This window comes from Pantoea sp. SGAir0418 (assembly GCF_043529865.1).
The window spans coordinates 197,974-220,562 of sequence record NZ_CP027912.1 but is presented as its reverse complement, the minus strand read 5'-3'; the positions used below and the strand labels follow the sequence as shown (position 1 = coordinate 220,562).

Genomic DNA, 22,589 nt, shown 5'->3' with positions numbered 1-22,589 from the left:
AGTGAATAGATAGTCATGTAAAACAACAGGTTTATCGGGGACGCTACTGGCTAATCAGCACCAGCGGCGCGCTATAGCTCACATTGTCCAGCGTAATATCATCATTAATCACTACGGTTTCACCGGTCAGCACATTGCGATAGTGGCGATGCGCCAGCGATTCCGGCAGTGCCAGTCGGGTAAGACTCCACTGTGCACCATTGAAAATCAGCCGTGGCGTAATCACCAGCAGCGCGTGATCGCTGTCCTGCCGGGCAAAAGCGATCACTTTTTCTGCGTGTTCACCCGATGCGCTCAGCGGCTGATAATCACCAAAGCGGAACAGCGACGGATGGTCGCGGCGCAGATGCAACAGGCGCGCAACCATCTGCTGTTTCAGCCGACCGCTCAGCCAGTCCTGCTGGCTGGCAAAGTCCGGTGCGGCGTGGACATCCAGCTGCGCCGTCAGCTGAGCGAAATCCGGCTCGCGCCGGTTGTCCGGATCGACCAGGCTGAAATCCAGCGCTTCGCAGCCCTGATAGATATCCGGCACGCCCGGCGCGGTCAGTTTGATCACCGTCTGGCTCAGGCTGTTAACCAGTCCGGCACGGATGAACGGCTGTAGCGCGTGGCTAAAGTCCTGCAGGAACGCCGGATTGGTGGGCGACAGCAGCTGACGGGCATACTCCAGTACAGCGTTTTCGTAAGCCTCATTGCCGTCCGCCCAGTCGGTGCGTAACTTCGCCTCGCGCAGGGCTTTTTCCACAAACGGTAAAAAGCGATCGCGCAGCGCGTCGAGTGCCGCTGTGTCCTCCGGCTGCAGCGTGGTGGGCCAGACGCCGGCCAGCGCCTGATACAGCATCCACTCGACCGGCGGTTCGGGAGCCGGGCCGTCCGCCAGCGCGACTACGTGTGGTTGATTCATCTGCCGCCAGCGCGTGACGTTTTCCGCCCACAGCGCCGGCGCTTCACTCAGGGTATACAGCCGCGCGCGTGCATCCTCGCCGCGTTTGGTATCGTGCGTGGAGGTACCCGACAGCCCATCCGGCTGGTGCTGCAGGCGGGTTTGCATTTCGTGGTGAAAGCGTTCAAGCGAAAACGCATGCGGCAGCGGTTCGGCACCCACTTCGTTGATCGCCAGCGCCACGTGATTGCGGAAAAACAGCGTGTCTTCGACCGATTTCGCCATCAGCGGGCCGGTCAGCTGCTGGAAGCGGGCGCGGAATTCCGCCGCATCCTGCTCGCCCTGTTCAGTGATCGCCCCCAGCAGTAATGCCTGCAAAAAGCTCAGCGCCGCAGGCGAGGCGCTGTGTTTAACCTGCTCCAGCACCTGTAATAGCAACGCTTCGCCTTCCAGCGGCATACCGGCTTTCCGGCCGTAGGTGCGATACACCGGGAAGGCGATCAGCAGCTCGCGCAGCGCCACGTGCAGCTCAGCCTCACTGAAGTTGCGATGCACCAGATCGGCTGCCTCGGTAGCCAGCGCCAGCAGGCGGCTGAATTCCCCGGCAAAGTTACGATCGACCATCAGTTCACGTGCCGCACGCAGGCCAGCCGCCACGTCGTTACGTTCAGCGGATACCGCTTCATAGGCCAGATGCAGCATATCGATCTGATTATCATCAATCAGCGCATGCGACAGCGCGGCGATAAACTCGTAACCGGTGGTGCCGGACACCGGCCAGTCGGCGGGCAGTTGCTCACCGTCAGCGAGAATCTTCTCCACCGTGATATAACACGCGTCGCCCGCGGCCTGACGCAGCTGTTGCAGATAGCCGAGCGGATCGGCCAGCCCGTCAACGTGGTCGACGCGCAGCCCGCTCACCACACCGCTGTGTACCAGTTCAAGAATCAGGCGATGCGAAGCCGCGAACACCTCTTCATCTTCGACGCGCACGCCGACCAGCCCGGTAATTTCAAAGAAGCGGCGGTAGGAGAGCGCGCTGCGCGCCTCACGCCAGTTCATTAGCTGCCACGGCTGTTGCGCATGCAGTTCCGCGATGGCCGCGCGATCGCGCAGCGCCAGCACCTCGTCTTTACGCTGCTGCCAGCTGGCGGGCGTCAGCGGGTAGTAACTGTCGTAATAGACCAGCGCCGGATTGCCGCTGTGCGGATCGGCCTTGATGCTGAGTTCATCATTGGCCAGCACGCGGTCAAAATCATCGCCAAGGAACGGCAGCGTCAGCCTGCGTGACCAGTCGATATCAAAGTAGCGCGCGTAGCGGCTGGCTTCCCCGTGTTCAATCACATCGCGCCACCAGGCATTTTCCAGCGACGCCGCCATGTGGTTAGGCACAATATCGAGGATCAGGCCAATCCCGGCCTGCTGCAGCGCCGCGCTGAGGCGGTCAAAACCGGCGCGTCCGCCAATTGCCGGGTCAATCTCATTGGCGTCGGTGACGTCATAGCCGTGCGTCGAGTCGCGGGTGGCGGTAAAGATCGGCGAGGCGTAAAGATGGCTGATACCCAGCTGCTGCAGATAGGGCACCAGCTGCGCCGCGCGGTCAAACGTCATGCCGTTACGGAACTGGATACGGTAAGTCGCGGTTGGAATACTCATTGCGCTGCTCCTTTTGCCAGACGCACGATGAGAGAGTGCTGCGGCAGCTCGCCGCTTTCCTGTGGCCACGCAAAGAGCGTCTCGCCGGGCATAGCGGGCAGCGGCTGGCTCTGCTGTCCAATATTCAGCGCCAGCGACAGCTGGCCCTGCGGGAACTGCCAGCTGACGGCGACAAAGCCTGGTGCGGTGCGCAGCACCTGGCCGTTATGCCTGCGGGCATCCGGCAGCAGCGGCACGATGTGCTGCTGGCGCAACGCCAGCAGCTGGCGCGTAAGCGTCAGCCACGCCTGGCCTGCGGGATTTTCCACTTTGCTCCAGTCCAGTTTCGAACGCGTGAAGGTCTCTTCAGCATTGGGATCCGGTACCGTATCGTCATGACCGGCGTGACCGGTAAATTCGCGCGCCCGTCCTTCACGCACCGCTTTCGCCAGATCGCCGTGGAAATCGGTAAAGAACAGGAACGGGTTGGTTTCACCGTACTCTTCGCCCATAAACAGCAGCGGAATATGCGGTGACAGTAGCAGGGTGGCGAGCAGCACTTTGGTGCGATCGACACCGGCCAGACTAATCAGGCGTTCGCCCTGGGCGCGATTGCCTACCTGATCGTGGTTCTGGATGAAGTCGACAAACGCCACCGGCGGCTGGCCTGCGCTGGGTACGCCGCGCCGCTGGCCGCTCTGTGGCGACAGCTCGCCCTGATAAGCAAAGCCCTCGGTGAGAATGCGCGCGATTAATTTCTCCGGTACGTCGGCGAAATCCTGGTAATACGCGTGCGTCTCGCCAGTGGCAAAGACGTGAATGGCATTATGAAAATCGTCGTTCCATTCACCGCTGAACAGTGGCGCGTTACCGTCCGCATCGCGCGGATGCAGGAAGATCACGTTGCGGCTGTCTTCGGTGGTGAGATGGATCGGGCGAGAGTGGATTTCGCTGCGAATACGTTCGGCAATTTCGATCAGCACATGCTTGCTGGACGTGTCCTCAATCTGGTCGATGGCATCGAAGCGCAGGCCGTCGAGGTTAAACTCTTTCAGCCAGTAGAGCGGTGCTTCGACGATATAACGCCGCGCGGCATCGATATCGTAAGCAATCCCGGCGCCCCACGGCGTCATGCGCTCTTCGTGGAAAAAGGCCGGCGCCAGTAGCGGCAGGTAATTGCCTTCCGGACCAAAGTGGTTGAGCACAATATCCAGCACCACCGACAGTTCCAATGCGTGCGCGGCATCGACAAAGGCTTTGAAATCATCCGGTGAGCCATACGCCGAGTGCGGCGCATACAGCAGAACGCCGTCATAGCCCCAGCCGCGCGCGCCGCCAAACTGCGATACCGGCAGCACTTCGATCATGGTGATACCGAGGTCAGCCAGCGCGGGGAGTTTTGCGATAGCCGCGCGGAAGGTGCCTTCGGCGGTAAAGGTGCCGATGTGCAGCTCGTAGACCACCGTTTCGTGCCACGGCCGTCCCTGCCAGTCACGCTGCTGCCAGTCGTAATGGTGAGGGTCGATAACCAGAGAAGGGCCGTTGACATCGGCGCGTTGTGCCCGCGCGGCCGGATCGGGCACCGTGCTGCCATCGGCCAGCTCGTAGTGATATTCGCTGCCGTGACCAGGCCCGCGCAGCGTCAGGCTGAACCAGCCATCCTGCTGCGGCTGCATGGCATGCTGCTGGCCATCGGCGTGAAGGGTAATTTGCTGCTGACCGGGTGCCCAAAGGCGAAACCGCACGCTGCCGTCAGCAAGGATTTCAGCACCCCAGGATTTTTCCAACGTTGTGGATTCCATTCTATTGCCTCGTTAAGCCCCGCACGGGGAATGGACGACATCAAGCGATTCGCGTTCCTTAAAACCATTTACTCTCTGAATACAAAAGACTAAATGCCCTGGTAGCAAACGGGTACGCAGATAAATCACTGAGTACCCTGAAAAATCATAGCCTATATTTTCAGATTTAATTCCCGCTGCGCTTTAAACAGTACCGTTACGTAAATTTTCCGATTTGTTCGCTTAAGCACCTTTTAATCTCAGCCATAGGCTACGCTTATCTCTGCGCAGTTAACCGATGCGCGAAATAATGCCAGGCGGCACTGTCACCTAAATGAGGAGAACACTGATGAACGAAGATCGTATCAGCGGAAACTGGAAGCAGTTCAAAGGAAAAGTGAAAGAGAAATGGGGCCAGCTTACAGATGACGATTTAGACGTAGCCGAAGGGAAACGCGATCAATTAGTCGGCCGCATTCAGGAGCGCTACGGCTACGGTAAAGATCAAGCAGAGAAGGAAGTCAAAGAGTGGGAAGATAGTAATAAATTTAACTGGTAGTGTTGGTTATCCCCGGTACACTGATGTGCCGGGGTTTTGTTATTTATAATGGCACTGTTTTTGAGCTGGATAAAATATCAGGCATGTCTTGATTTATTTTCTATGTTATTTCAGACATATATATGCCTATATATTCATCACTCCTGTAAAAAAAATCTTTCGGCCCCTGTAGGGTCGCCATTGATGGCGACCAATGACAGGTGCTTACCTGCACAAACGCTTTTTCTCAAAGGGGTCTGCGGTGATCGTCCTTATTGAGCGAAAGCAGCGCGACAAAACTCACTACGGCGGTGGCCATCACATACCAGGCGGGAATGTCGGCGTTGCCGGTTTGCTTCATCAGGCCGGTAATGATCAGACCCGCGCAGCCGGAAAACAGCGCGTTGGAGAGCGAATAGGCCAGCCCCAGCCCGGTGTAACGCACGCGGGTCGGGAACATCTCGGCCAGCATCGCCGGTCCCGGTCCGGCCAGCATGCCCACCAGCGCACCGGCGATAAACACCACCAGCGCTTTGATCGCCATATCGCTCTCCGGATGCTGCAGCACTTTCAGCAGCGGGAAAGCCAGCACCAGCAGCAAAAACGTCGCCAGCAGCATTAATGTGCGGCGGCCATAGCGATCGCTGAGTATGCCGGCCGGCAGGATGGTGGCGGCAAAGCCGAGGTTAGAGATGACCGCAATCAGCAGCGCCTGGTTAAAGCCGGTATGCAGCGCGGCCTGCAGATAGGTGGGCATGATCACCAGGTAGGTATAACCGGCGGCCGACCATACCATTAACCGCCCAATGCCTAGCACGATAGCGCGCAGCGTGACACCCAGCGACGCCTGCTGTTGTGGTGCCGCCGGTGTCTGGCTGAACTGCGGTGATTCGTCGAGGCCGGTGCGCAGCCACAGCGCCACTGCGCCGAGCGGCAGCGCCAGCAGGAAGGGAATGCGCCAGCCCCAGGCGTTCATGGCGGCGTCTCCCAGCAGCAGCGGCAGTACTGCCACCACGCCCGCGCCCGCCAGCAGTCCGAGCGCCACCGTCAGCGACTGCCATGCGCCATAAAATCCGCGCTTGCCGGGCGGCGCCGATTCGGTCATCAGCGAGACCGCACCGCCGTATTCTCCGCCGGCAAACAGTCCCTGCAAAATGCGTAGCAGTGTAATCAGCAGCGGCGCAGCCACGCCAATGCTGGCATAAACCGGGACCAGACCGATGGCGACGGTGGCCAGCGTCATCAATACCAGCACCGCGATCAGCACCGGTTTACGGCCATAGCGATCGCCCAGGCGGCCAAACAGTACTGCCCCTAACGGGCGAAAAAAGAACGCCACCGCGAAGGCCGCATAGGTGAGGATCAGGCTGGTGAGGGCGCTTTCTCCTTCCAGCTGAAAGAAATGTTTAGCGATCAGCGTGGCCATGAAACCGTACACGGCGAATTCATACCACTCGATAAAATTGCCGACGGATCCGGCAATCAGTACGCGCTTTTGATTAACGGCGGGAGACACGGCAGATGACATCATTAACCCTTAATGTGTAAAAAACAGTCAGAGAATGTCAGTCTACCGCAGCCCGGGGCGATTATCTGAGCTATAAGTCTGACGCAGGGCACAAAAAAGGTGCGCATTGAGCGCACCTGATGTGAATATCAGCGGGGATTATGCTGGCTGCTGTTTTTTACGGCTGCGCTGTTTACGCAGTTTATCAATCAGTTTATGCGCCTCGGCTTTAGTCGCCACCGCAGGGGATGAACCTTTCAGTGGCTTACGTGCTGTCTCACTCAGCGTCAATACCGTTAACAAACCAATCACGCCGGCACCCATCATGTAATACGCCGGCATCATGGTATTGTGCGTAGTGTCGACCAGCCATGCGGTAATTAACGGCGTGGTGCCACCGAACAGCGAGACTGATAAATTAAAGCCGATAGCCAGCGCGCTGTAACGAATATCGGTGACAAACAGTGCCGGTAATGTCGCTGGCATGGTGCCGCTAAAGCAGGTATGCAGTAAGCCCAGCACGGCCAGACCGGCAAATACCCATAGCATGTTGCCAGAACCAATCAGCATAAACGCCGGGATCGCCAGCACTAATAATCCCAGCGCGCCGAAACCAATCACCGGTTTACGGCCGATGCGGTCGGTGAAATGGCCCCACATTAAGGTCAGCGGCATCATGATAAACATCACCACCATCACCAGCAGCAGACCGGATATTTCGCTCAGCCCCAGAATGCCGGTTAAATAACTCGGCATATAGGCGGTTAGCATATAATTAGACACGTTAAACAGCAGCACCAGACCAATACACTTCAATAGCGGCTTACTCTGCGTGCGCAGCATTTGCCACAGCGTGAGCTGCGGCTTGTTATGTTCGGCCTCTTCACGCTTATCCATATGCTCTTTAAACGCGGGTGTCTCTTCCAGCTTCAGGCGGATATACAGGCCAAACAGCCCCAGCGGCGCGGCCAGGAAGAACGGTATGCGCCAGCCCCAGTCCATCATCGCCTGATGCGGCAGCAGCGCAATCATACCGGTCACCAGGCTGGCGCCCAGCAGATAACCGGCCAGCGTACCAAACTCCAGGAAGCTGCCCATAAAGCCGCGGCGTTTGTCGGTGGAGTATTCCGCAATAAAGGTGGCGGCACCGCCATATTCACCGCCGGTGGAAAAGCCCTGCACCAGACGCGCCAGCAACAGCAGGATCGGCGCGGCAATACCGATACTGGCATAGCTGGGAATCAGGCCAATACAGAAGGTACCAATCGACATCATAATCATGGTAAAGGCCAGCACTTTCTGCCGGCCAAAGCGATCGCCGAGTGGACCAAATACCATGCCGCCAATCGGGCGCACTAAAAACGCGGCCGCAAAAGTGCCAAACGACGCAATAAGCTGCGCGGTATTACTGGCGTCCGGGAAAAATACCTGGCCGATAATCACGGCAAGGTAACTATAAACGCCGAAATCAAACCACTCCATGGTATTACCCAGCGCTGCGGCGCTGACGGCGCGTTTCAATAATTTGTTGTCAATGACGGTAATATCGTCAACGGTCAAATCAGGTTTATTGGTCATCGTTCCGGTGCTCATAAACTCCCCATGAGTAAAATTGGAGCGATCTTATAGCTTTCGCAGCCGGCACTTCACAAAGGGAAATGAAAGCTATAAGAGGCTGAAAGGCGGTCACCTTAGGAAATATTTTATCTTTACGCAAGTTTGCGACATATATCCTTGCAATTAAGCGTAGCGTTAGAGTATGAGACTGTCAAAAGGCGCAGCGGCTGAAATAACCCATTATGCTGATGCTTAAAGCTGATAGCATTCTGCACATGATATTCTTTGGTGAGGCGATGATTTATAGGGAAATATGCTGCATTGCTACAGGATAAGAATGTCGACTTTGATAAATTTCATACGTTACTGGCAAGTACATCACCAAAGGATTTGGCTGAAAGGAATAGTCAGACTGTTGCCATGCTGGACACCAACCTGCGCAGCCAGTCTCGTAGCGGATTGTCATTGATGACGTCGCTGCATATCGTGGTCTGGCTCAATGACTGTCTTGTCGCGTTAATTATCGTGATTGTCGGCTGAATACATCTTTCAGCCCCTGGGAAAGCAATGCGCGTGATAAACCGCTACCGTCCACCGGAATCAACGTCCTGCGATGAATTTTCCATTGGCCCGCAATGCGTTTTAACTCCCAGCGATTCACTACAACGCGGTGTATGCGATACCCAGGAGAGCTGCCGTGATTGGCCAGCATGCGTGATTCGCCTTTATCATCCAGATAAATTAACTGTAAATAAGAGGTGACTACCGCGCTGTCTCCGCGCAGATCAATCAAGGGTAATCCGGTAAAATGCGCTAATCCGTTAGCCAGTGCTTCCTCATGCTCAGGCCGCAAAATAAAGGCGGCTATCGCCTCTGCACCCTCCGCGCCATCAAGATGAGGACCGCGATTGAATTCACTCTTTTCCAGATAAACCGATAATGTATATTCCGCCATTGCAGTATCTGCGCTGGGAGGATGTGACGCAATCAATTCATAAATCGCCAGTTTGTCTTCGATAATTTGTAATCTCTGCGCTAATTCAAGGTTTTCCTGCAGCATAAAGTGCTCCTGATATTATTTATTAATTATGATTTGAGTGATTATAACGAGATACTTACAGGCGTGAAGTTCCTGTATCTTAATGGTGTGTTAAGTGGCAATTAATAAAGGACATCAATAATGATTAACAGCGCGGAGTATCTGGCTTTACGGGCTTTCGTCGTGGTTGCTCAGCAACTGAATTTCAGAGCCGCTGCGGAAATATTAGGGGTATCTGCGTCAGCCGTCAGTCAGCAAATCACCGCGCTGGAAGCACAACTCGGGCAACGTTTGCTGAACCGGACCACCCGGGCGGTATATCTTACCGATGATGGCAAGTCCTTGTTTCTTTAGACTGCACCCATTATGACTAATCTGCATGAGACCCTGCAGCAGGCACACGCCAGAAGCCAGGATATTAAGGGGCTGATTCGCGTTCATGCTTTTCGATCGGGTGCTGAAATGTTTCTTGATCACAATATTGCCGGGTTTCTTACTGATTATCCCAACGTGCAGCTGGATATCACAACCAGCGATGCGCCGGTCGATCTGAGCCGCGGCGGCTATGATTTATCACTGCGCTTAGGCGAGGTGCTGGAACCGGGATTTGTTGCTATTCCATTAGGCAAGCCGCTCCATCAGATTGTGGTCGCTGCGCCAGCATATCTGGCAAAGCATGGTGCGGTTGAAGTCCCGGAAGATCTGATCAATCACAATTGCATCGGCTGGCGCTGGCCGGGAAGTAGCAGGGTAGAGCCCTGGCAGTTCTTAAATGAGGGGAAAATTTTTGATATTCCCGTGCACGGAAATCTGGTGGTAGACGATCGCGAAAGGCAGCGGCAGGCCGCTATTGCTGGCGCAGGTATTGCCCAGTTAACGGCGGAACGGGTCAGTGCATTGCTGGCCTCCGGCAAGCTTTGTCGCCTTCTGCAACCCTGGGAGATGGAATTCCCGGGTTATTCACTTTGCTGGATAGCGGGTAAAGCCATGTCACCTGCCATGCGCGCGTTTATACAATGGCTTCGCATAAAATAACCCTGCCCGGAGTGTGCCAGCGCACTCTGTTCACTTCGATTAATCACCACGTTTTTAGCTCATCTTCGCCCGGCTCGCCCCTCTTATAAACGTTTACCAGCGGCTTCACGCTGAAACGTTTCATATCTCATTTCCGTACTCAGCCCATTGAAGAGTGTTCAGCGGATGTATACAACAGAACTTGTATACAAGTGCATTTTTTATCCATGTCACCAACACCGGGAAAGACCATGCAAAGTACAGATACTGAAATTGAAAAGCGGGTGATCCGTAAACTGTCGTGGCGACTGATTCCGCTGCTGATTGGCTGCTACGTTATTGCGGTGATCGATCGCGCCAATATCGGCGTGGCCGCCCTCACCATGAATGCCGATCTCGGCATCAGCGCCGCCAGTTTTGGCCTTGCCGCCGGTTTGTTTTTCCTGCCTTACGCCATCCTCGAACTGCCCTCCAATCTGTTGATGAAAAGGGTGGGCGCACGCTGGTGGATCGCCCGCATTATGGTGACCTGGGGCATCATCTCCGGTGCGCATATGTTTGTGTGGAGTGAAAACAGCCTCTATGTGATGCGCGCGCTGCTGGGTGCCGCTGAAGCCGGTTTCTTCCCCGGCATCGTGTTTTATCTCACCCTGTGGTTTCCGGTGGCGTGGCGCGGACGCATCATCGCCTCGTTTATGACCGGCATTCCGATCGCGCTGATTATAGGCACGCCGGTTTCCAGCCTGTTGTTAGAGCTGCACGGATGGCTGGGGCTGCGCGGCTGGCAGCTGATGTTTCTGCTGGAGGCCATTCCGGCGATTGTGCTGGGATTGATCGTCCCCTTTGCGTTGCCCGATCGGCCGGAAGATGCCCGCTTCCTCAGCGCAGATGAGCAGCACTGGCTGGTGACAACACTCGCTGCTGAGCGGCAAAAACTGCCGTCGCGCGGCCATGGCGGTCTGCTGAAAGCGCTGTTCAGCCCGCTGGTGTTGTTGTTCAGCCTCACCTATTACGGACTGGCGAACCTCAACGGTGCGGTGAGCACCTTCCTGCCGCTGATCATCAGCGAAACCGGCTTAAGTCATGTTCAGACCGGGTTCATCACCATCATCCCTTACGTATTTGGTCTGGCCGGCATGCTGGTGCTGGGACGCATAGCCGATCGCCCCGGGTCGCGACTGCTGGCCAACTATCTGGCGCTGATCTTCTCCTTTGTCGGGCTGTTATGCGTCGCGTGGTTCGATAACTCGCTGGTGAAAATGATGTTTTTGTGCTGTTCGGCATTTGGCTTTTTCGGCGCGATGCCGGTGTTCTGGGGATTGCCCGCGCAGTTTATCCCGGCGTCCGTGGTGGCGGGTGGCCTCGCCCTGATCAATGCGCTGGGCAGTATTGCCAGTGTGGTGAATCCGTGGGTCATCGGCGTGATACGCGACCGCAGCGGCAGTTATAACGGCGGATTTTACTGGCTGGCGGCGATGGCGATGCTCTCGATCATTACTCTGAGCATCATCTTTCGTCGCCAGCGTTTACCGGCTTATCAGGCCAGCAATGAACAACGTGAGGGGCAGTAGTATGAAGATTATTGATGTCCGGTTACTTCAGGTGAAAGGCGTGATGCCGGGAGAGGGCGATTTCTGGGAGGAGCGTCTCGCGCGTCCCACCGATGTCTATGCGCAGTTTCGTACTGTGAATAATCATGACGGTGGCGTTCAGCTGGAAGATGGTTTTGCCATTACCACCGTGTTTCTTGAGATCGTTTCTGATGAGGGCGTGGACGGGCTGGCAGGGCCGGTGCCGCATGCCGTTGCATCAATCATTCATGGCCAGCTGCGGCCGTTGTTGCTGGGTCAGGATTCGCGCGACACCGAGCGTTTGTGGGATCAGATGTACCGGGCGCAGATTCATGGGCGTCAGGGCGATGGCATGCTGGCGATCAGCGCGGTGGATTGTGCCTTGTGGGATTTGCGTGCCAAATGGATGCAGCAACCGGTGTTTCGCCTGCTGGGCGGTTCGTTACAGGAAGAAATACCGGCATACGCATCGATGCTGGGCTTTGCGGTGCAGGATATGGCGCAGGTGCACGAGCGGGCGCTGGAGTATAAGGCGCTGGGATATCGCGGACAAAAATGGTTTTTCCGCCACGGCCCGATGAGCGGCAGGGAAGGGCTGAAGAAAAACATCGAACTGGCAAAAACGCTGCGCGAAGCCGTAGGGGATGATTACGATCTGATGTTTGATTGCTGGCAGTCGATGGATGTGACGTATCTGCTTGAACTGGCAAAGGGCATTGAGCCGTATCGCCCGCGCTGGCTGGAAGAGTGCGTGATGGCCGACAGAATCGGCAGTATGCAACGACTCAAAGACAAACTGTCCATCCCGATGGCGGGAGGCGAACATGAGTACACGCGCTGGGGTTTCAAACGCTTCTTTGAATCCGGGGCGCTGGATGTGATTCAGCCCGATATCTACTGGTGCGGTGGGCTTTCAGAAACGTTAAAAATTGCTGCTATCGCCACCCTGTACGATTTGCAGGTAATCCCGCACGGTCATTCCAGCATCGCAACGGCCCATTTCAGCACCACGCAATCGCCAATCCACACGCCTTATCAGGAGTATCTGGTGAAATGGAACGATATTCATCAGTACTTCCTGCGCGATCCGCTGGTGCCGCAAAACGGGTTAATCCCGGTACCGCAGGGACCCGGCATGGGCATGGCACTTAATCCAGCGCATATTCAGCAGCAGACATACTTGTTCACCTCATAACCCAACGCTCCCTCAAACAGGCCCGTTATTGTTTGGGGGATCTGTCTCTTGTATACTACAAAACACAGTGCCCACCGTCATTCTGACCCCCTAAATGCTCGCTGTTTAAAGGACGCTCGCCACGCTATGCCCGCCGATAAACTCATCATTGACTGGTCATCGAAAAACATCCTCCGCCCGCAGTCACTGAGCAGCATTCTGGCCGATCATATTCGTGACCTGATCGTGAACTGCCAGATTGCACCCGGTGCATTAATTTCCGAGAACGATATTGCCACCCAGCTTAACGTGAGCCGGACGCCGGTAAGAGCGGCGCTGCAAAAGCTGGAGATGGAGCGTCTGGTGCAAATTATCCCGCAGCGCGGCACTTTTGTGTTTTCGTTCAATGAGCGGGAGATGCGCGAAACCTGTGAGATGCGGCAGATTCTGGAATCAGGCGCATTAAAGCTGGCACTGCAACACGATCGTCAGGCGCTGATCGCGCGCCTGAACGAACAGCTGGCGCGTGGACGCGATGCATTACAAAACGCGCCGGAGACCTACCGCGAAACCGATGCGGCGTTTCATATGGCACTGATTGAAAGCAGCCAGAACAGCGAGCTGGTCGGTTTTTACAAAACCAGCATCAACCGCATTCGCGCCTTTCTCAATCACCTGACGCGCACGCCGGATGAGTTCCAGGGTTCGCAAAACGATCATGAAGCGATCGTGGCGCGGTTAACTAATTACGAGGATGAACAGGCGCTGGAACTTCTGCACTGGCATCTTGGCGGCATTATGCGCATGTTCCAGCGGTCGGTGGCGGACACCGACTCAGCCAGTTGATCGGCATCACTTCGCAGTCAGAACATCGCTGAAAAGCGATCACGCCTCAAGCGCAGCAGCCACCGCCAGACCCGCCAGCTGCGCGCTGGCCAGCAGTTGCTCAACGCTGTGGCCCTGACGCGCTCTGGCAGAAAGTCCGGACATCACGGTGCTGACAAAGTCGGTCAGGCGCTGCGCGTCCTGTGGGTAGCGGGCCGCAATATAGCACCGGATGGTGTCCTCAGCGGCGCGATGAAACACTCTGGCCGCCTCGCGTGCCTGCTGATCCTGACAGCGAATTCCTTCCAGCACCAGACAACCCGCACACACCTCATCCCGGGCATAATGCAGCGCCGCCGCTTTCAGTAATGCATCGAGGGCTTCGGCCACCGGGCGGTCGTCGCGCAGTATCTCAGCCAGGGGAATCGAGCCGGTAGTGGCGTAGCGATCGAGAACGCGGGCATACAATCCGGCCTTATTACCGAACGCGCTGTAAAAGCTCGGCGGGTTGATGCCCAGCGCGTCAGTGACATCGGCGACGCTGACGGCGTCATAACCTTTGGCATGGAATAACCCCTGCGCGACTGCTACGGCGTGTTCGGGGTCAAAGTTGCGGGGACGACCAGGTGATTTCATGTTTTATAGTGCTCGCTACAAAATTGCATTGACATTAAATCGGGCTCATTTTGTAATGCATACTAAGAAATCACACGTGGAGATGCAAATGAGCATATTTAAAGATAAGCAGGTTCTGGTTCTGGGCGGCAGTCGCGGTATTGGTGCGGCTATCGTGCGTCGCTTTGCTGATGAGGGTGCCAGCGTGACCTTCACCTTCTCAGGTTCGCCTGAGGCCGCCGAAAAACTGGCGCACGAAACCGGTTCGGCTGCTGTTCATACCGACAGCTCAGAGCGCGATGCGGTGATTGCTACCGTGCGCGACAGTGGACCGCTGGATGTGCTGGTGGTTAATGCTGGTATCGCCCTGTTCGGCGATGCGCTGGAACAGGATCCGGACGCGGTCGATCGCCTGTTCCGCATTAACATTCACGCGCCGTATCATGCTGCGGTTGAAGCCGCCCGACAGATGCCAGCCGGCGGCCGCATCATCATTATCGGTTCGGTCAATGGCGACCGTATGCCGATTCCCGGTATGGCGTCTTATGCGCTAAGTAAATCCGCTTTACAGGGTCTGGCGCGCGGCCTGGCGCGGGATTTCGGCCCGCGCGGCATCACCATTAACGTGGTGCAACCGGGCCCGATTGATACCGATGCCAATCCGGAAAATGGTCCGATGAAAGATCTGATGCACAGCTTCATGGCCATCAAACGCCATGGCCGTTCTGAAGAGGTGGCAGGCATGGTGGCGTGGCTGGCAGGACCCGAAGCCGGTTTCGTCACCGGCGCCATGCACACTATTGATGGAGCGTTTGGCGCATAACGTCAGTGTCTGAACAGGGCGCTGACCACCGCGCTGAATACCGAACCGGTGGCAAAAGCGTGTTCGGTCATGTGCTCTTCATGGCGAATATCAGCCAGCCGCCGCAGCGCCGCCTGCGCGCTGGCTGCATTAATTTCTTCGTCCATCTTGCTGTAACCGTCCGCCATCAGCAGCCGGGCACGTTCCGAATCCGATCGTTCCAGCGTGGCGATAACCTGTTGTTTGCGATAAAAAACGTAATCTGTCATATGTGCGTCCTGTTGCCGTTATCATGATTATGCCGCGGAGGCGATGGTTTAAATCAGCTGAACATCGCACCCTCTTGGTAGCGGCGCAATCAAAACCTGGCCGTTGTATAAACAATTCGCAGCATAGCTGTTTCTCCCCGCGCGTCCGGCAACCTATTTATCAGCCCGGCCCTTCGCTGCCCGCTGCCAGCAGCGGCACCACGACATCGCTAATCGGCGTAGCAATAGCATGCTGACGCCCATAGCGCTGTACCACACCATTGCGGGTATCCCACTCCAGCGGGCGGTTGGCCTGGCGATCGGCGAGGATCGAGGTGCTCAGATCGGGCGGCGCGCGGTGAAAGCCATCAATAATTTCCTGCGGCACGCTGTCGTCCAGCACCGCACCGGCCGCGCGCGCCACCGTCAGGCACTCCTGTAAATAGGCTAATCCCAGCTGCGTGATATCGCCGCGGCTAAACATGCCGGCGCGACGGTTGGCCAGCACCATCAAACCGGCGGCGGCATTTTGTAACAGTTTGCGCCAGGCGATGGAGAGGAAGTCCGCGGCCAGTGCCACCTCGCAGCGCGTATCGCGCAGCGCATCCACTACGCGCGCGGCCTGCGGCACATCCGGCAGGGTCAGGCGAGGCTGGGCGCGCAGCCAGACTGACGCATCCGGCTCGCGCTGCGCCGGGAACCACACCACCGAAGGTAATACCGTGGCGCCGTTGACATAAGGCGCCAGCTGGCTCTGCTGCTCGACGCCATTTTGCAGCGCGCACACCACGGTTTTTTCATCGCACAGAGTGGCCAGCCACGCGGCGCTGTCCGCGACCTGGGTGGTTTTAACCGCCACGAACAGCAAATCGCAGCGTTGTGTCACGTGCGAGGCATCATGCAATACCGGACCGGGCACGCTGATTTCGCCCGCATCGTGGCGCAGCGTTAACTGTGCATGGGCCGTGCGGCCGCACAGCAGCGGGGTGCGCCCGGCTTCATGCAGCACCGCCGCGACGGTGGTGCCAATTGCACCGGGGCCCAGCAGGGCGATTTTACAACGTTCAGACATGCTGCCATCTCCTCATCGCTTAACCGATCATCAGCGTGCCGAGTGCAATCACCGCACACGCCAGCATTTTTCTTACCGTTAATGCTTCACCGAGAAACAGCGCGCCCAGCACTGCGGCAAACAGCACGCTGGTTTCACGCAGCGCCGACACCGCGCCCATCGGCGCTGCCGTCATGGCGTAAATGATGATGCCGTAGGCCAGCAGCGAAACCAGGCCACCCGCCGCGGCGCTCAGCACGCCCGGTCGCCACTGCAGCAGGCTTTTGCTGTCGCGCAGCGCGATGTAGACCGCCGGCATTAATATGCCCCACAAGCTGCACATCCACGCGGTATACGCAAATGCATTGCCGGCAACGCGCACGCCCATGCCGTCCACCACGCTGTACGCGGCGATAAAGGCACCGGTCGCCAGCGTGTAGCGCAGGCCCGGCAGCGCCAGTTTGCCGCCGCGCAGCGCCAGCGACACAATGCCAGCGGACACCAGCACGATGCCGCACAGCGTAGTAAAGGCGATGTGCTCGCCGGCAAACAGCGCGGCGGCGCAGGTCACCAGCAGCGGCGACGATCCGCGCGCAATCGGATAGGTCTGGCCGAGATCGCCGCTCTGGTAGCTGCGCACCAGGCACAGGTTATAGCCGACGTGCAGCAGCGCCGACAGCAGCGCATATTTCCAGCTGGCGCGCGCCGGCAGCGGCAGAAACAGCGTACTGAGCGCACACACCAGCGCGATCGCCACGCACATAATGGTCATTGACCACAGGCGATCGGATCCGCCGCGCAGTAAGGTGTTCCAGCTGGCGTGCAGCAGTGCGGCGCACAGCATTAAGACAATAATGTTATCAGGCATGGGTTGATGCTATGCAGCTGCAAATGGATTGGAAAGCGAAGATTCATCATTGCGCTATGAGTAAATACTCATACTTCACTGATAATCCTGCTGCGCCTGACGTGATTCGGCGAGCAGCCAGCGTCGAAAATCAACGATGTGCGGCTGGCTTTCGATGCCCTGCGGACACACGAAATAGTAGGCGGCGGGCGAGGAAAACGCGACGCTGAACAGCCGCACCAGGCTGCCGTCGCGCAGCTCTTTTTCAACGTGACCGCTGCGCGCCAGCGCCACGCCTTGCCCCAGCAGCGCGGCTTCCAGCGTCATATTGGTATCGGCAAAACGTACGCTCTCCTGTAAGGCATCCAGCGTCAGGCCGACCTGTTTAAACCAGATCTCCCATTTTGGCACCAGATCGGCGCCATCACGCATCAGCAGCGGGTAGCGCAGCAGTTCTGCCGGTTCCTGTGGCGTGCCGAAGCGCTGCAGCAGCGCCGGACTGGCAACCGGAAACAGCTGTTCACGAAACATAAATTCGCTGTGCAGCGCCGGATAATTGCCATGGCCAAAGCGGATCGCCACATCAGAATCCTGGCGCGAGAAGGTTATGGCATCATCGGTGCTTTCCAGCGTTACCAGAATTTCCGGGTGCAGGCGCGTCAGGCCCGGCAGGCGCGGCAACAGCCACTTCAGCGCAAATGAGTAAGTGGTATTCACGCGCAGCCGCACGCGGCCTTTCTGTTCGCGTAAGTCGGCTAAGGTGGTTTCCAGATTACTGAAAAACTCGCGCACAATCGGTGCCAGCGCCGCGCCGGCCGGCGTCAGACTCAGCGTTTTGCCGCGCTGAAACAGCTGCACGCCCCAGATCTCTTCCAGGTTTTTGAGCTGATGGCTGACGGCGCTTTGGGTGATAAACAGCTCTTCAGCGGCGGCGGTAAAGGTCGGATGGCGCGTTGCCACTTCAAACGCGCGCAGCATGGCGGTAGGCGGTAACTCTCTCATCGGTGCAGCCTTGTTTTATGAGCGTTCACTCATGATAGCGGAATCGTCTGTTCGCTCACGAAACTTATTCACCCACCCTCCAGTTTAGCCTCACAGCCTGTCACTTTGCTGACAGTGGCTGACACATTCATCACTGAATCGGCGGCCAGCTGAATGGTTGGTTATTTACCGCGTGGCGGTTTTAATCCGCCGCCGGATAGGGTTCCCGCTGCGCTCGCGTCCTGACGCTGATTAACTATGTTTATCACTCAATATAAGAATGGGGTGATGAAATGCGAAACCGTGTATTTAGCGCGCTGGCGTTATTGTTATTATCCGGCTGTGGCGCGAATAACAGCGCCTCGCCGGTTACGGCACCTGGTGCGCCGGAAGCGGGGAAAACCGCGCTGCTGGAGAGCGGGGCGGCGGCGTTGCAGTCGCGGCCGCCGATTGAGGCGATCAATACGTATCTGGATGGTTTTCATTATTACTGCGGGAATCAGCAGGGGCAGATGGAGGCCCATCACTACGTCACCATTCTTAATGACGATGTGATGCAGGCGGTTATTTATGACGGTAACAAAAAAGACGCCAAATTAATGGGCGTGGAATATATCATCAGCGAACGTTTATTTAAGCAACTGCCGGCGCAGGAAAAGCAGTACTGGCACAGCCATCGCTATGAAGTGAAATCCGGTACGCTGATTGCGCCCGGCCTGCCGCCGGCCGCGGAGCACGCGCTGATGAGCAAAATCGTCAACACCTACGGAAAAACCTGGCACACCTGGCATACCGACCGCGATAAAACGCTGCCGCTGGGCGCGCCGACGCTGATGATGGGCTTTACCGCCGACGGTCAGCTCAATCCGGCGCTGCTGGCTGACCGCGACAAGCGCTTTGACGTCGATACTGCGACAATCCGCACTGACCGCGCTGATATCGCCGCCCATCCGGTGGCAGAGGGGGCCGATCGTTGCCGGCGCGTGCATCCGTAACCGGCGATTCCGCTTTACTCGTGATACATCTGGCTGCGCCCACCGTCGATCAGGATATCGGTGGCATTGATGAAGCGCGCCTCGTCGCTGGCGAGAAACAGCGCTGTGTAAGCCACTTCATCCGGCTCGCCGATGCGTTTACACGGCAGCAGCGCCGCCTGACGCGCGCGCTCGGCCTGCGGATCCGGACAGCTCGCCAGCCAGGCTTCAGCGGCTGGCGTCATGATCAAACCGGGCGAAATACTGTTTACGCGGATGCCCTGCGCGGCGTACTCCACGCCCAGGGAACGCGTCAGGCCGATCAGCCCGTGTTTAGCCACCGGATAAGGGAACGCGCCGGGAATGATTTTGTGCCCGTGCACCGATGCAACGTTAACGATGTTGCCATACTGACGCGCCAGCATCGCCGGCAGGACGCTGCGTATCAGGTTGTACGGCCCTTTCAGATTGGTGTTCATGCAGCGCTGCCAGTCATCCTCGTCCAGCGTCAGCGGATCGCGAAAAACGTTTACGCCAGCGCAGTTGATCAGGATATCAATATCTCCCAGCGCCTGCTGCGCCTGCTGTACCGCGCGGCTAACCTGCTGCGGCTGCGTGACATCGGCTGCGCAGGCCAGACAGCGCTGGCCGGACTGCTGCTGTAGCTGCGCCGCCAGCGCTTCGCTGCTGTGTGCGTCGCGATCAAACAGCGCCAGGCGGGCGCCTTCGCGCGCAAACAGGGTGGCGATGGCGCTGCCGATGCCGCTACCGGCACCGGTAATGATGGCGGTTTTATTGGCTAAACGTGGGGACATAGTCGCTTCCTTATGAGGATGTCGGGAGAATCAGCCAGTCGGCCAGCTCTAAGGTATTATCACCGCGCTGCAGGCGAATCAGCGGCCAGCTGTCGCTGCGCGTGAGCGGCACCAGCCCGCTGCGGCTGAGCAAAAAAGTGTCTTCGCTTTTCACGCCGCTCAGCGTCGGGTTCCACGCCACGGCGGTGTCGGGCTGCACCTCGCCGCGACTCTCCGGGGTGATAATCCAGTCGCGACAGCCGTAACCGGCCGGACCGCCCTGATGATGATCGCGCCATGCCTCAGCGTGACCGTGGCGTTGATAAGCCTGAGTGATGTCGGCAAAAACCGCTGACCAGCTGCGCTGCACCTGGGTGGCATACAGCATATCGGCATGGATCTCCGCCAGCGTCACAATGCGCTGGCGCAGCGCCGCGTCGGGTTCGCCGAGATGCACCAGGCGCGTCAGGCTGACATGCAAACCGTGCCGTTCGGCACCGAGGGTGATCAGCATCATGCGCTGCAGCGTTTTGTGCGTCGGCACCGGATGTTTAAATGCGGCGATGCGCTCATCGGCGGCCACCAGCGTGCACATCGGGCGAATGCCGCGCGCCAGACAGCCGGCGGCAATGTCGGCTTCGACCTGCCATTCGCTGACGCCCGCGCGCAGCTGGCGCGCCACCGTTTCGACAACCTGCGCCGTCTCCTGTCCCAGCGTGCGAAAGCGCTGCTGTTCCGCTGCGCTCAGCCCCTGGCGCAGCGTAATCATCTGCGGCTGGATATCGCTCAATCCTGCCATGGGCGTATCGCTGCCGATATTGCCCGCCGGCAGCACGCTGCTCAGCGACTGGTACCACGGATAGTGCCGGGTCGCACAGCTGAACGGCAGCGGCTCTTCGGCCAGAATGCGCGGTAGCTCATTGTCCGGTGCCAGCAGCAGCACGCTGTCGCGGCCAATCAGCAGGCTGGCAACGCCAGTCTCGGCGCGATCCACTACATAATAGCTGGCCCCGTCGGTCAGCCAGGCGATGTTATCGCGGCGCGTCAGCAATACCGCATCCAGCTGCCAGTGCGCCAGCGCCTGTTGCAGGCGCGCCAGTTTGTCACTCATACACGGCCTCCTTGTGCTCAACAATCTGCGACTGCAGAACCAGCTCCGCAGCGCGATGCGCCACGGCCATCACCACCGCATTGGTGTTGCCACTGATAATATTCGGCATCATCGAGGCATCCACCACGCGCAGCCGCTGTACGCCGCGCACGCGCAGGTCGTCGTGCAGCACCGCCAGCGGATCGTCATCGTGTCCCATGCGGCAGGTGCCGACCGGGTGATAGCCGGTTTTCACCATGCGCCGGCAGTGGGCGCCAATCGCTTCATCACTGGTGACTTCCGCACCAGGGAAGATCTCCTGATCGACCATCTCGCGGATGGGCGCGGCCGCCAGCACCTGACGCGCAAAGCGAAAACCGGCGAGGGTGCGGGCTAAATCGTCCGGATGGCCGAAAATCTGCGTATCGATCACCGGCAGGCTGCTGGCGTTGTTATCGCGCAGCGTGACTTCACCGGTGGCTTTAGGGCGCAGCAGCAGGGAGTTCACCGTGACACCGTCACCGGGATCGGCACCCATCACATCGCGATCGAGATAGACCGTCGGCACGCAGAACATCTGAATGGTGGGCGTCGCCGTGAAATCGAGCGGATCGAAAAAGGCGCAGGTTTCCACGCCGGTGGTGGTCACCGGGCCGCTTTTGAACAGCAGATATTGCAGTCCGGCTTTGACCATTGGCCAGCCACGATCCTGGCCGTAGTAGCCAAACGCACCGCGCGTGCTGGCAACCACCGGCACTTCGTAATGGTCCTGCAGGTTTTTACCCACGCCCGGCAAGGCATGGCGCACGGCTATGCCGTGCTGTTTCAGCTGCTCCTGCGGACCGATGCCGGAGAGCATCAGCAGTTTTGGCGTCTGGTAGGCACCGGCGGCCAGAATCACTTCGCGGCTGGCGCGCGCCTGTTGCGGCTGGCCATCCTGACGATAGCGCACGCCGCTGGCGCAGGTGCCGTCAAACAGCACCTCTTCAACCTGCGCACCGGTGACCAGCGTCAGCCGTGCGTCATGGCGCAGCGGGTTGATAAACGCATCGACCACGCTGCAGCGCTGTCGTGTCTGACCGTCAATGGTGTGCTGCATGAAGCCGACGCCAGACGGATTGCCGCTGTTAAAATCCGGCGTGTAGGGAATACCCAGCCCCTGCAGGGTTTTGACATAGGCGCGGCTCAGCGGACTGAAGTGGCCGAGATGCGACACTTTCATCGGGCCGCCAACGCCGTGATTGGGTGCGCCGAGGTGATCATTATCTTCGATGGCGGTAAAGTGCGGCAGCAGCGCCTCCCACGACCAGTCGATGCCCTGATGGCCCAGCGCGCGGTTCCAGTCGGCGTAATCCTGTTTATGACCGCGCATGTAGACCATGGCGTTGACAGTCGAACCGCCGCCCAGCACTTTGGCCTGCGGCACGATCACGCCGCGTCCGTTGAGCTGCGGCTGCGCTTCGGTTTGATGCATCGTCAGAAACCGGTCGCTGGCGAGAAACTTCATATAGCCGGCGGGCATTTTCAGCACCGGATGGTATTCGTCGCGCCCGGCCTCCAGCAGCAGCACGCGCGCATTTCCTTCGCTGACCAGGCGCGCGGCAACGATACAGCCCGCGCTCCCGCCGCCCACCACAATGTAATCGTACTCTTTCATAACGCT

At 58.0% G+C, this 22,589-nt stretch carries 21 protein-coding genes; 8 read left to right on the top strand and 13 right to left on the bottom strand.

The annotated features are described in order from the left end of the window. Positions 1 to 43: 43 nt before the first annotated feature. Both treY and treZ read right to left on the bottom strand, forming a co-directional pair. On the bottom strand, positions 44 to 2,539 hold the full coding sequence (treY, locus tag C1N84_RS20010) for a malto-oligosyltrehalose synthase (protein WP_264444468.1): 2,496 nt from the start codon (positions 2,537 to 2,539) through the stop codon (positions 44 to 46). Continuing rightward, the gene (gene treZ / locus C1N84_RS20005) at positions 2,536 to 4,320 is read right to left on the bottom strand and encodes a malto-oligosyltrehalose trehalohydrolase (protein WP_264444471.1); all 1,785 of its coding nucleotides are present in this window, start codon (positions 4,318 to 4,320) and stop codon (positions 2,536 to 2,538) included. Before treZ ends, treY begins: the two co-directional genes overlap by 4 nt. 328 nt (positions 4,321 to 4,648) lie before the next feature. Between treZ and C1N84_RS20000 the strand changes: the two genes are divergently transcribed. Then, complete coding sequence (locus C1N84_RS20000; protein ID WP_021509571.1) at positions 4,649 to 4,858, top strand: CsbD family protein; 210 nt, start codon at positions 4,649 to 4,651, stop codon at positions 4,856 to 4,858. Between the two features lie 226 nt (positions 4,859 to 5,084). On the opposite strand, the gene C1N84_RS19995 is transcribed toward C1N84_RS20000, so the two are convergent. From C1N84_RS19995 to C1N84_RS19985, 3 genes are all read right to left on the bottom strand, one after another. Further along, positions 5,085 to 6,365, bottom strand: a complete 1,281-nt coding sequence (locus C1N84_RS19995; protein WP_394541918.1) for an MFS transporter — start codon at positions 6,363 to 6,365, stop codon at positions 5,085 to 5,087. Positions 6,366 to 6,503: 138 nt separating this feature from the next. Beyond that, positions 6,504 to 7,937: a glycine betaine/L-proline transporter ProP gene (proP, locus tag C1N84_RS19990; protein ID WP_031280122.1), complete on the bottom strand. Its 1,434-nt coding sequence runs from the start codon at positions 7,935 to 7,937 to the stop codon at positions 6,504 to 6,506. Between the two features lie 484 nt (positions 7,938 to 8,421). Continuing rightward, on the bottom strand, positions 8,422 to 8,961 hold the full coding sequence (locus C1N84_RS19985) for a nuclear transport factor 2 family protein (RefSeq protein WP_104187173.1): 540 nt from the start codon (positions 8,959 to 8,961) through the stop codon (positions 8,422 to 8,424). 120 nt (positions 8,962 to 9,081) lie between these two features. Between C1N84_RS19985 and C1N84_RS19980 the strand changes: the two genes are divergently transcribed. The 5 genes from C1N84_RS19980 (at position 9,082) to C1N84_RS19960 (ending at position 13,545) form a co-directional block, all read left to right on the top strand. After that, positions 9,082 to 9,294, top strand: a complete 213-nt coding sequence (locus C1N84_RS19980) for a helix-turn-helix domain-containing protein (protein ID WP_136546178.1) — start codon at positions 9,082 to 9,084, stop codon at positions 9,292 to 9,294. Positions 9,295 to 9,306: 12 nt separating this feature from the next. Then, positions 9,307 to 9,975, top strand: coding sequence for a LysR substrate-binding domain-containing protein (locus tag C1N84_RS19975; RefSeq protein WP_136546180.1), 669 nt, complete (start codon positions 9,307 to 9,309; stop codon positions 9,973 to 9,975). Between the two features lie 230 nt (positions 9,976 to 10,205). Beyond that, on the top strand, positions 10,206 to 11,525 hold the full coding sequence (locus tag C1N84_RS19970) for an MFS transporter (RefSeq protein ID WP_394541902.1): 1,320 nt from the start codon (positions 10,206 to 10,208) through the stop codon (positions 11,523 to 11,525). Between the two features lies 1 nt (position 11,526). Continuing rightward, complete coding sequence (locus C1N84_RS19965; protein ID WP_158252658.1) at positions 11,527 to 12,720, top strand: enolase C-terminal domain-like protein; 1,194 nt, start codon at positions 11,527 to 11,529, stop codon at positions 12,718 to 12,720. Positions 12,721 to 12,846: 126 nt separating this feature from the next. Next, a complete protein-coding gene (locus C1N84_RS19960; protein ID WP_104187178.1) occupies positions 12,847 to 13,545 on the top strand; it encodes a GntR family transcriptional regulator in 699 nt (232 codons plus the stop codon). Between the two features lie 39 nt (positions 13,546 to 13,584). On the opposite strand, the gene C1N84_RS19955 is transcribed toward C1N84_RS19960, so the two are convergent. After that, positions 13,585 to 14,160, bottom strand: a complete 576-nt coding sequence (locus C1N84_RS19955) for a TetR/AcrR family transcriptional regulator (protein WP_104187180.1) — start codon at positions 14,158 to 14,160, stop codon at positions 13,585 to 13,587. A gap of 88 nt (positions 14,161 to 14,248) precedes the next feature. Here C1N84_RS19955 and bdcA point away from each other — a divergent pair, with 88 nt between their 5' ends. Further along, positions 14,249 to 14,962 (top strand): SDR family oxidoreductase, encoded by a 714-nt coding sequence (gene bdcA / locus C1N84_RS19950; RefSeq protein WP_104187182.1) that lies wholly within the window; start codon positions 14,249 to 14,251, stop codon positions 14,960 to 14,962. 2 nt (positions 14,963 to 14,964) lie between these two features. Here the strand turns inward: bdcA and C1N84_RS19945 are convergent, their stop codons facing one another. From C1N84_RS19945 to gcvA, 4 genes are all read right to left on the bottom strand, one after another. Further along, a complete protein-coding gene (locus C1N84_RS19945; RefSeq protein WP_058775103.1) occupies positions 14,965 to 15,210 on the bottom strand; it encodes a hypothetical protein in 246 nt (81 codons plus the stop codon). 160 nt (positions 15,211 to 15,370) lie between these two features. Then, positions 15,371 to 16,261 (bottom strand): oxidoreductase, encoded by an 891-nt coding sequence (locus C1N84_RS19940; protein WP_058758851.1) that lies wholly within the window; start codon positions 16,259 to 16,261, stop codon positions 15,371 to 15,373. A 19-nt stretch (positions 16,262 to 16,280) separates the two neighbouring features. After that, complete coding sequence (locus tag C1N84_RS19935) at positions 16,281 to 17,108, bottom strand: EamA family transporter (protein WP_394541901.1); 828 nt, start codon at positions 17,106 to 17,108, stop codon at positions 16,281 to 16,283. Between the two features lie 75 nt (positions 17,109 to 17,183). Then, a complete protein-coding gene (gene gcvA / locus C1N84_RS19930) occupies positions 17,184 to 18,089 on the bottom strand; it encodes a transcriptional regulator GcvA (protein ID WP_264444493.1) in 906 nt (301 codons plus the stop codon). Between the two features lie 272 nt (positions 18,090 to 18,361). Here gcvA and C1N84_RS19925 point away from each other — a divergent pair, with 272 nt between their 5' ends. Continuing rightward, complete coding sequence (locus tag C1N84_RS19925) at positions 18,362 to 19,063, top strand: OBAP family protein (RefSeq protein WP_104187186.1); 702 nt, start codon at positions 18,362 to 18,364, stop codon at positions 19,061 to 19,063. 14 nt (positions 19,064 to 19,077) lie between these two features. Here the strand turns inward: C1N84_RS19925 and C1N84_RS19920 are convergent, their stop codons facing one another. The 3 genes from C1N84_RS19920 to C1N84_RS19910 are packed head-to-tail and all read right to left on the bottom strand — an operon-like array spanning position 19,078 to position 22,583. Beyond that, complete coding sequence (locus tag C1N84_RS19920; RefSeq protein WP_104187187.1) at positions 19,078 to 19,857, bottom strand: SDR family oxidoreductase; 780 nt, start codon at positions 19,855 to 19,857, stop codon at positions 19,078 to 19,080. A gap of 10 nt (positions 19,858 to 19,867) precedes the next feature. After that, complete coding sequence (locus tag C1N84_RS19915; RefSeq protein ID WP_264444496.1) at positions 19,868 to 20,947, bottom strand: M24 family metallopeptidase; 1,080 nt, start codon at positions 20,945 to 20,947, stop codon at positions 19,868 to 19,870. Then, on the bottom strand, positions 20,940 to 22,583 hold the full coding sequence (locus tag C1N84_RS19910; protein WP_264444499.1) for a GMC family oxidoreductase: 1,644 nt from the start codon (positions 22,581 to 22,583) through the stop codon (positions 20,940 to 20,942). Before C1N84_RS19910 ends, C1N84_RS19915 begins: the two co-directional genes overlap by 8 nt. Positions 22,584 to 22,589 lie beyond the last annotated feature (6 nt).

What these genes read in the sequence shown, in the direction of transcription:
- treY (WP_264444468.1), bottom strand. Translation starts at nt 2,539, where the DNA reads ATGAGTATTCCAACCGCGACTTACCGTATCCAGTTCCGTAACGGCATG.
- treZ (WP_264444471.1), bottom strand. Translation starts at nt 4,320, where the DNA reads ATGGAATCCACAACGTTGGAAAAATCCTGGGGTGCTGAAATCCTTGCT.
- C1N84_RS20000 (WP_021509571.1), top strand. Translation starts at nt 4,649, where the DNA reads ATGAACGAAGATCGTATCAGCGGAAACTGGAAGCAGTTCAAAGGAAAA.
- C1N84_RS19995 (WP_394541918.1), bottom strand. Translation starts at nt 6,365, where the DNA reads ATGTCATCTGCCGTGTCTCCCGCCGTTAATCAAAAGCGCGTACTGATT.
- proP (WP_031280122.1), bottom strand. Translation starts at nt 7,937, where the DNA reads ATGAGCACCGGAACGATGACCAATAAACCTGATTTGACCGTTGACGAT.
- C1N84_RS19985 (WP_104187173.1), bottom strand. Translation starts at nt 8,961, where the DNA reads ATGCTGCAGGAAAACCTTGAATTAGCGCAGAGATTACAAATTATCGAA.
- C1N84_RS19980 (WP_136546178.1), top strand. Translation starts at nt 9,082, where the DNA reads ATGATTAACAGCGCGGAGTATCTGGCTTTACGGGCTTTCGTCGTGGTT.
- C1N84_RS19975 (WP_136546180.1), top strand. Translation starts at nt 9,307, where the DNA reads ATGACTAATCTGCATGAGACCCTGCAGCAGGCACACGCCAGAAGCCAG.
- C1N84_RS19970 (WP_394541902.1), top strand. Translation starts at nt 10,206, where the DNA reads ATGCAAAGTACAGATACTGAAATTGAAAAGCGGGTGATCCGTAAACTG.
- C1N84_RS19965 (WP_158252658.1), top strand. Translation starts at nt 11,527, where the DNA reads ATGAAGATTATTGATGTCCGGTTACTTCAGGTGAAAGGCGTGATGCCG.
- C1N84_RS19960 (WP_104187178.1), top strand. Translation starts at nt 12,847, where the DNA reads ATGCCCGCCGATAAACTCATCATTGACTGGTCATCGAAAAACATCCTC.
- C1N84_RS19955 (WP_104187180.1), bottom strand. Translation starts at nt 14,160, where the DNA reads ATGAAATCACCTGGTCGTCCCCGCAACTTTGACCCCGAACACGCCGTA.
- bdcA (WP_104187182.1), top strand. Translation starts at nt 14,249, where the DNA reads ATGAGCATATTTAAAGATAAGCAGGTTCTGGTTCTGGGCGGCAGTCGC.
- C1N84_RS19945 (WP_058775103.1), bottom strand. Translation starts at nt 15,210, where the DNA reads ATGACAGATTACGTTTTTTATCGCAAACAACAGGTTATCGCCACGCTG.
- C1N84_RS19940 (WP_058758851.1), bottom strand. Translation starts at nt 16,261, where the DNA reads ATGTCTGAACGTTGTAAAATCGCCCTGCTGGGCCCCGGTGCAATTGGC.
- C1N84_RS19935 (WP_394541901.1), bottom strand. Translation starts at nt 17,108, where the DNA reads ATGCCTGATAACATTATTGTCTTAATGCTGTGCGCCGCACTGCTGCAC.
- gcvA (WP_264444493.1), bottom strand. Translation starts at nt 18,089, where the DNA reads ATGAGAGAGTTACCGCCTACCGCCATGCTGCGCGCGTTTGAAGTGGCA.
- C1N84_RS19925 (WP_104187186.1), top strand. Translation starts at nt 18,362, where the DNA reads ATGCGAAACCGTGTATTTAGCGCGCTGGCGTTATTGTTATTATCCGGC.
- C1N84_RS19920 (WP_104187187.1), bottom strand. Translation starts at nt 19,857, where the DNA reads ATGTCCCCACGTTTAGCCAATAAAACCGCCATCATTACCGGTGCCGGT.
- C1N84_RS19915 (WP_264444496.1), bottom strand. Translation starts at nt 20,947, where the DNA reads ATGAGTGACAAACTGGCGCGCCTGCAACAGGCGCTGGCGCACTGGCAG.
- C1N84_RS19910 (WP_264444499.1), bottom strand. Translation starts at nt 22,583, where the DNA reads ATGAAAGAGTACGATTACATTGTGGTGGGCGGCGGGAGCGCGGGCTGT.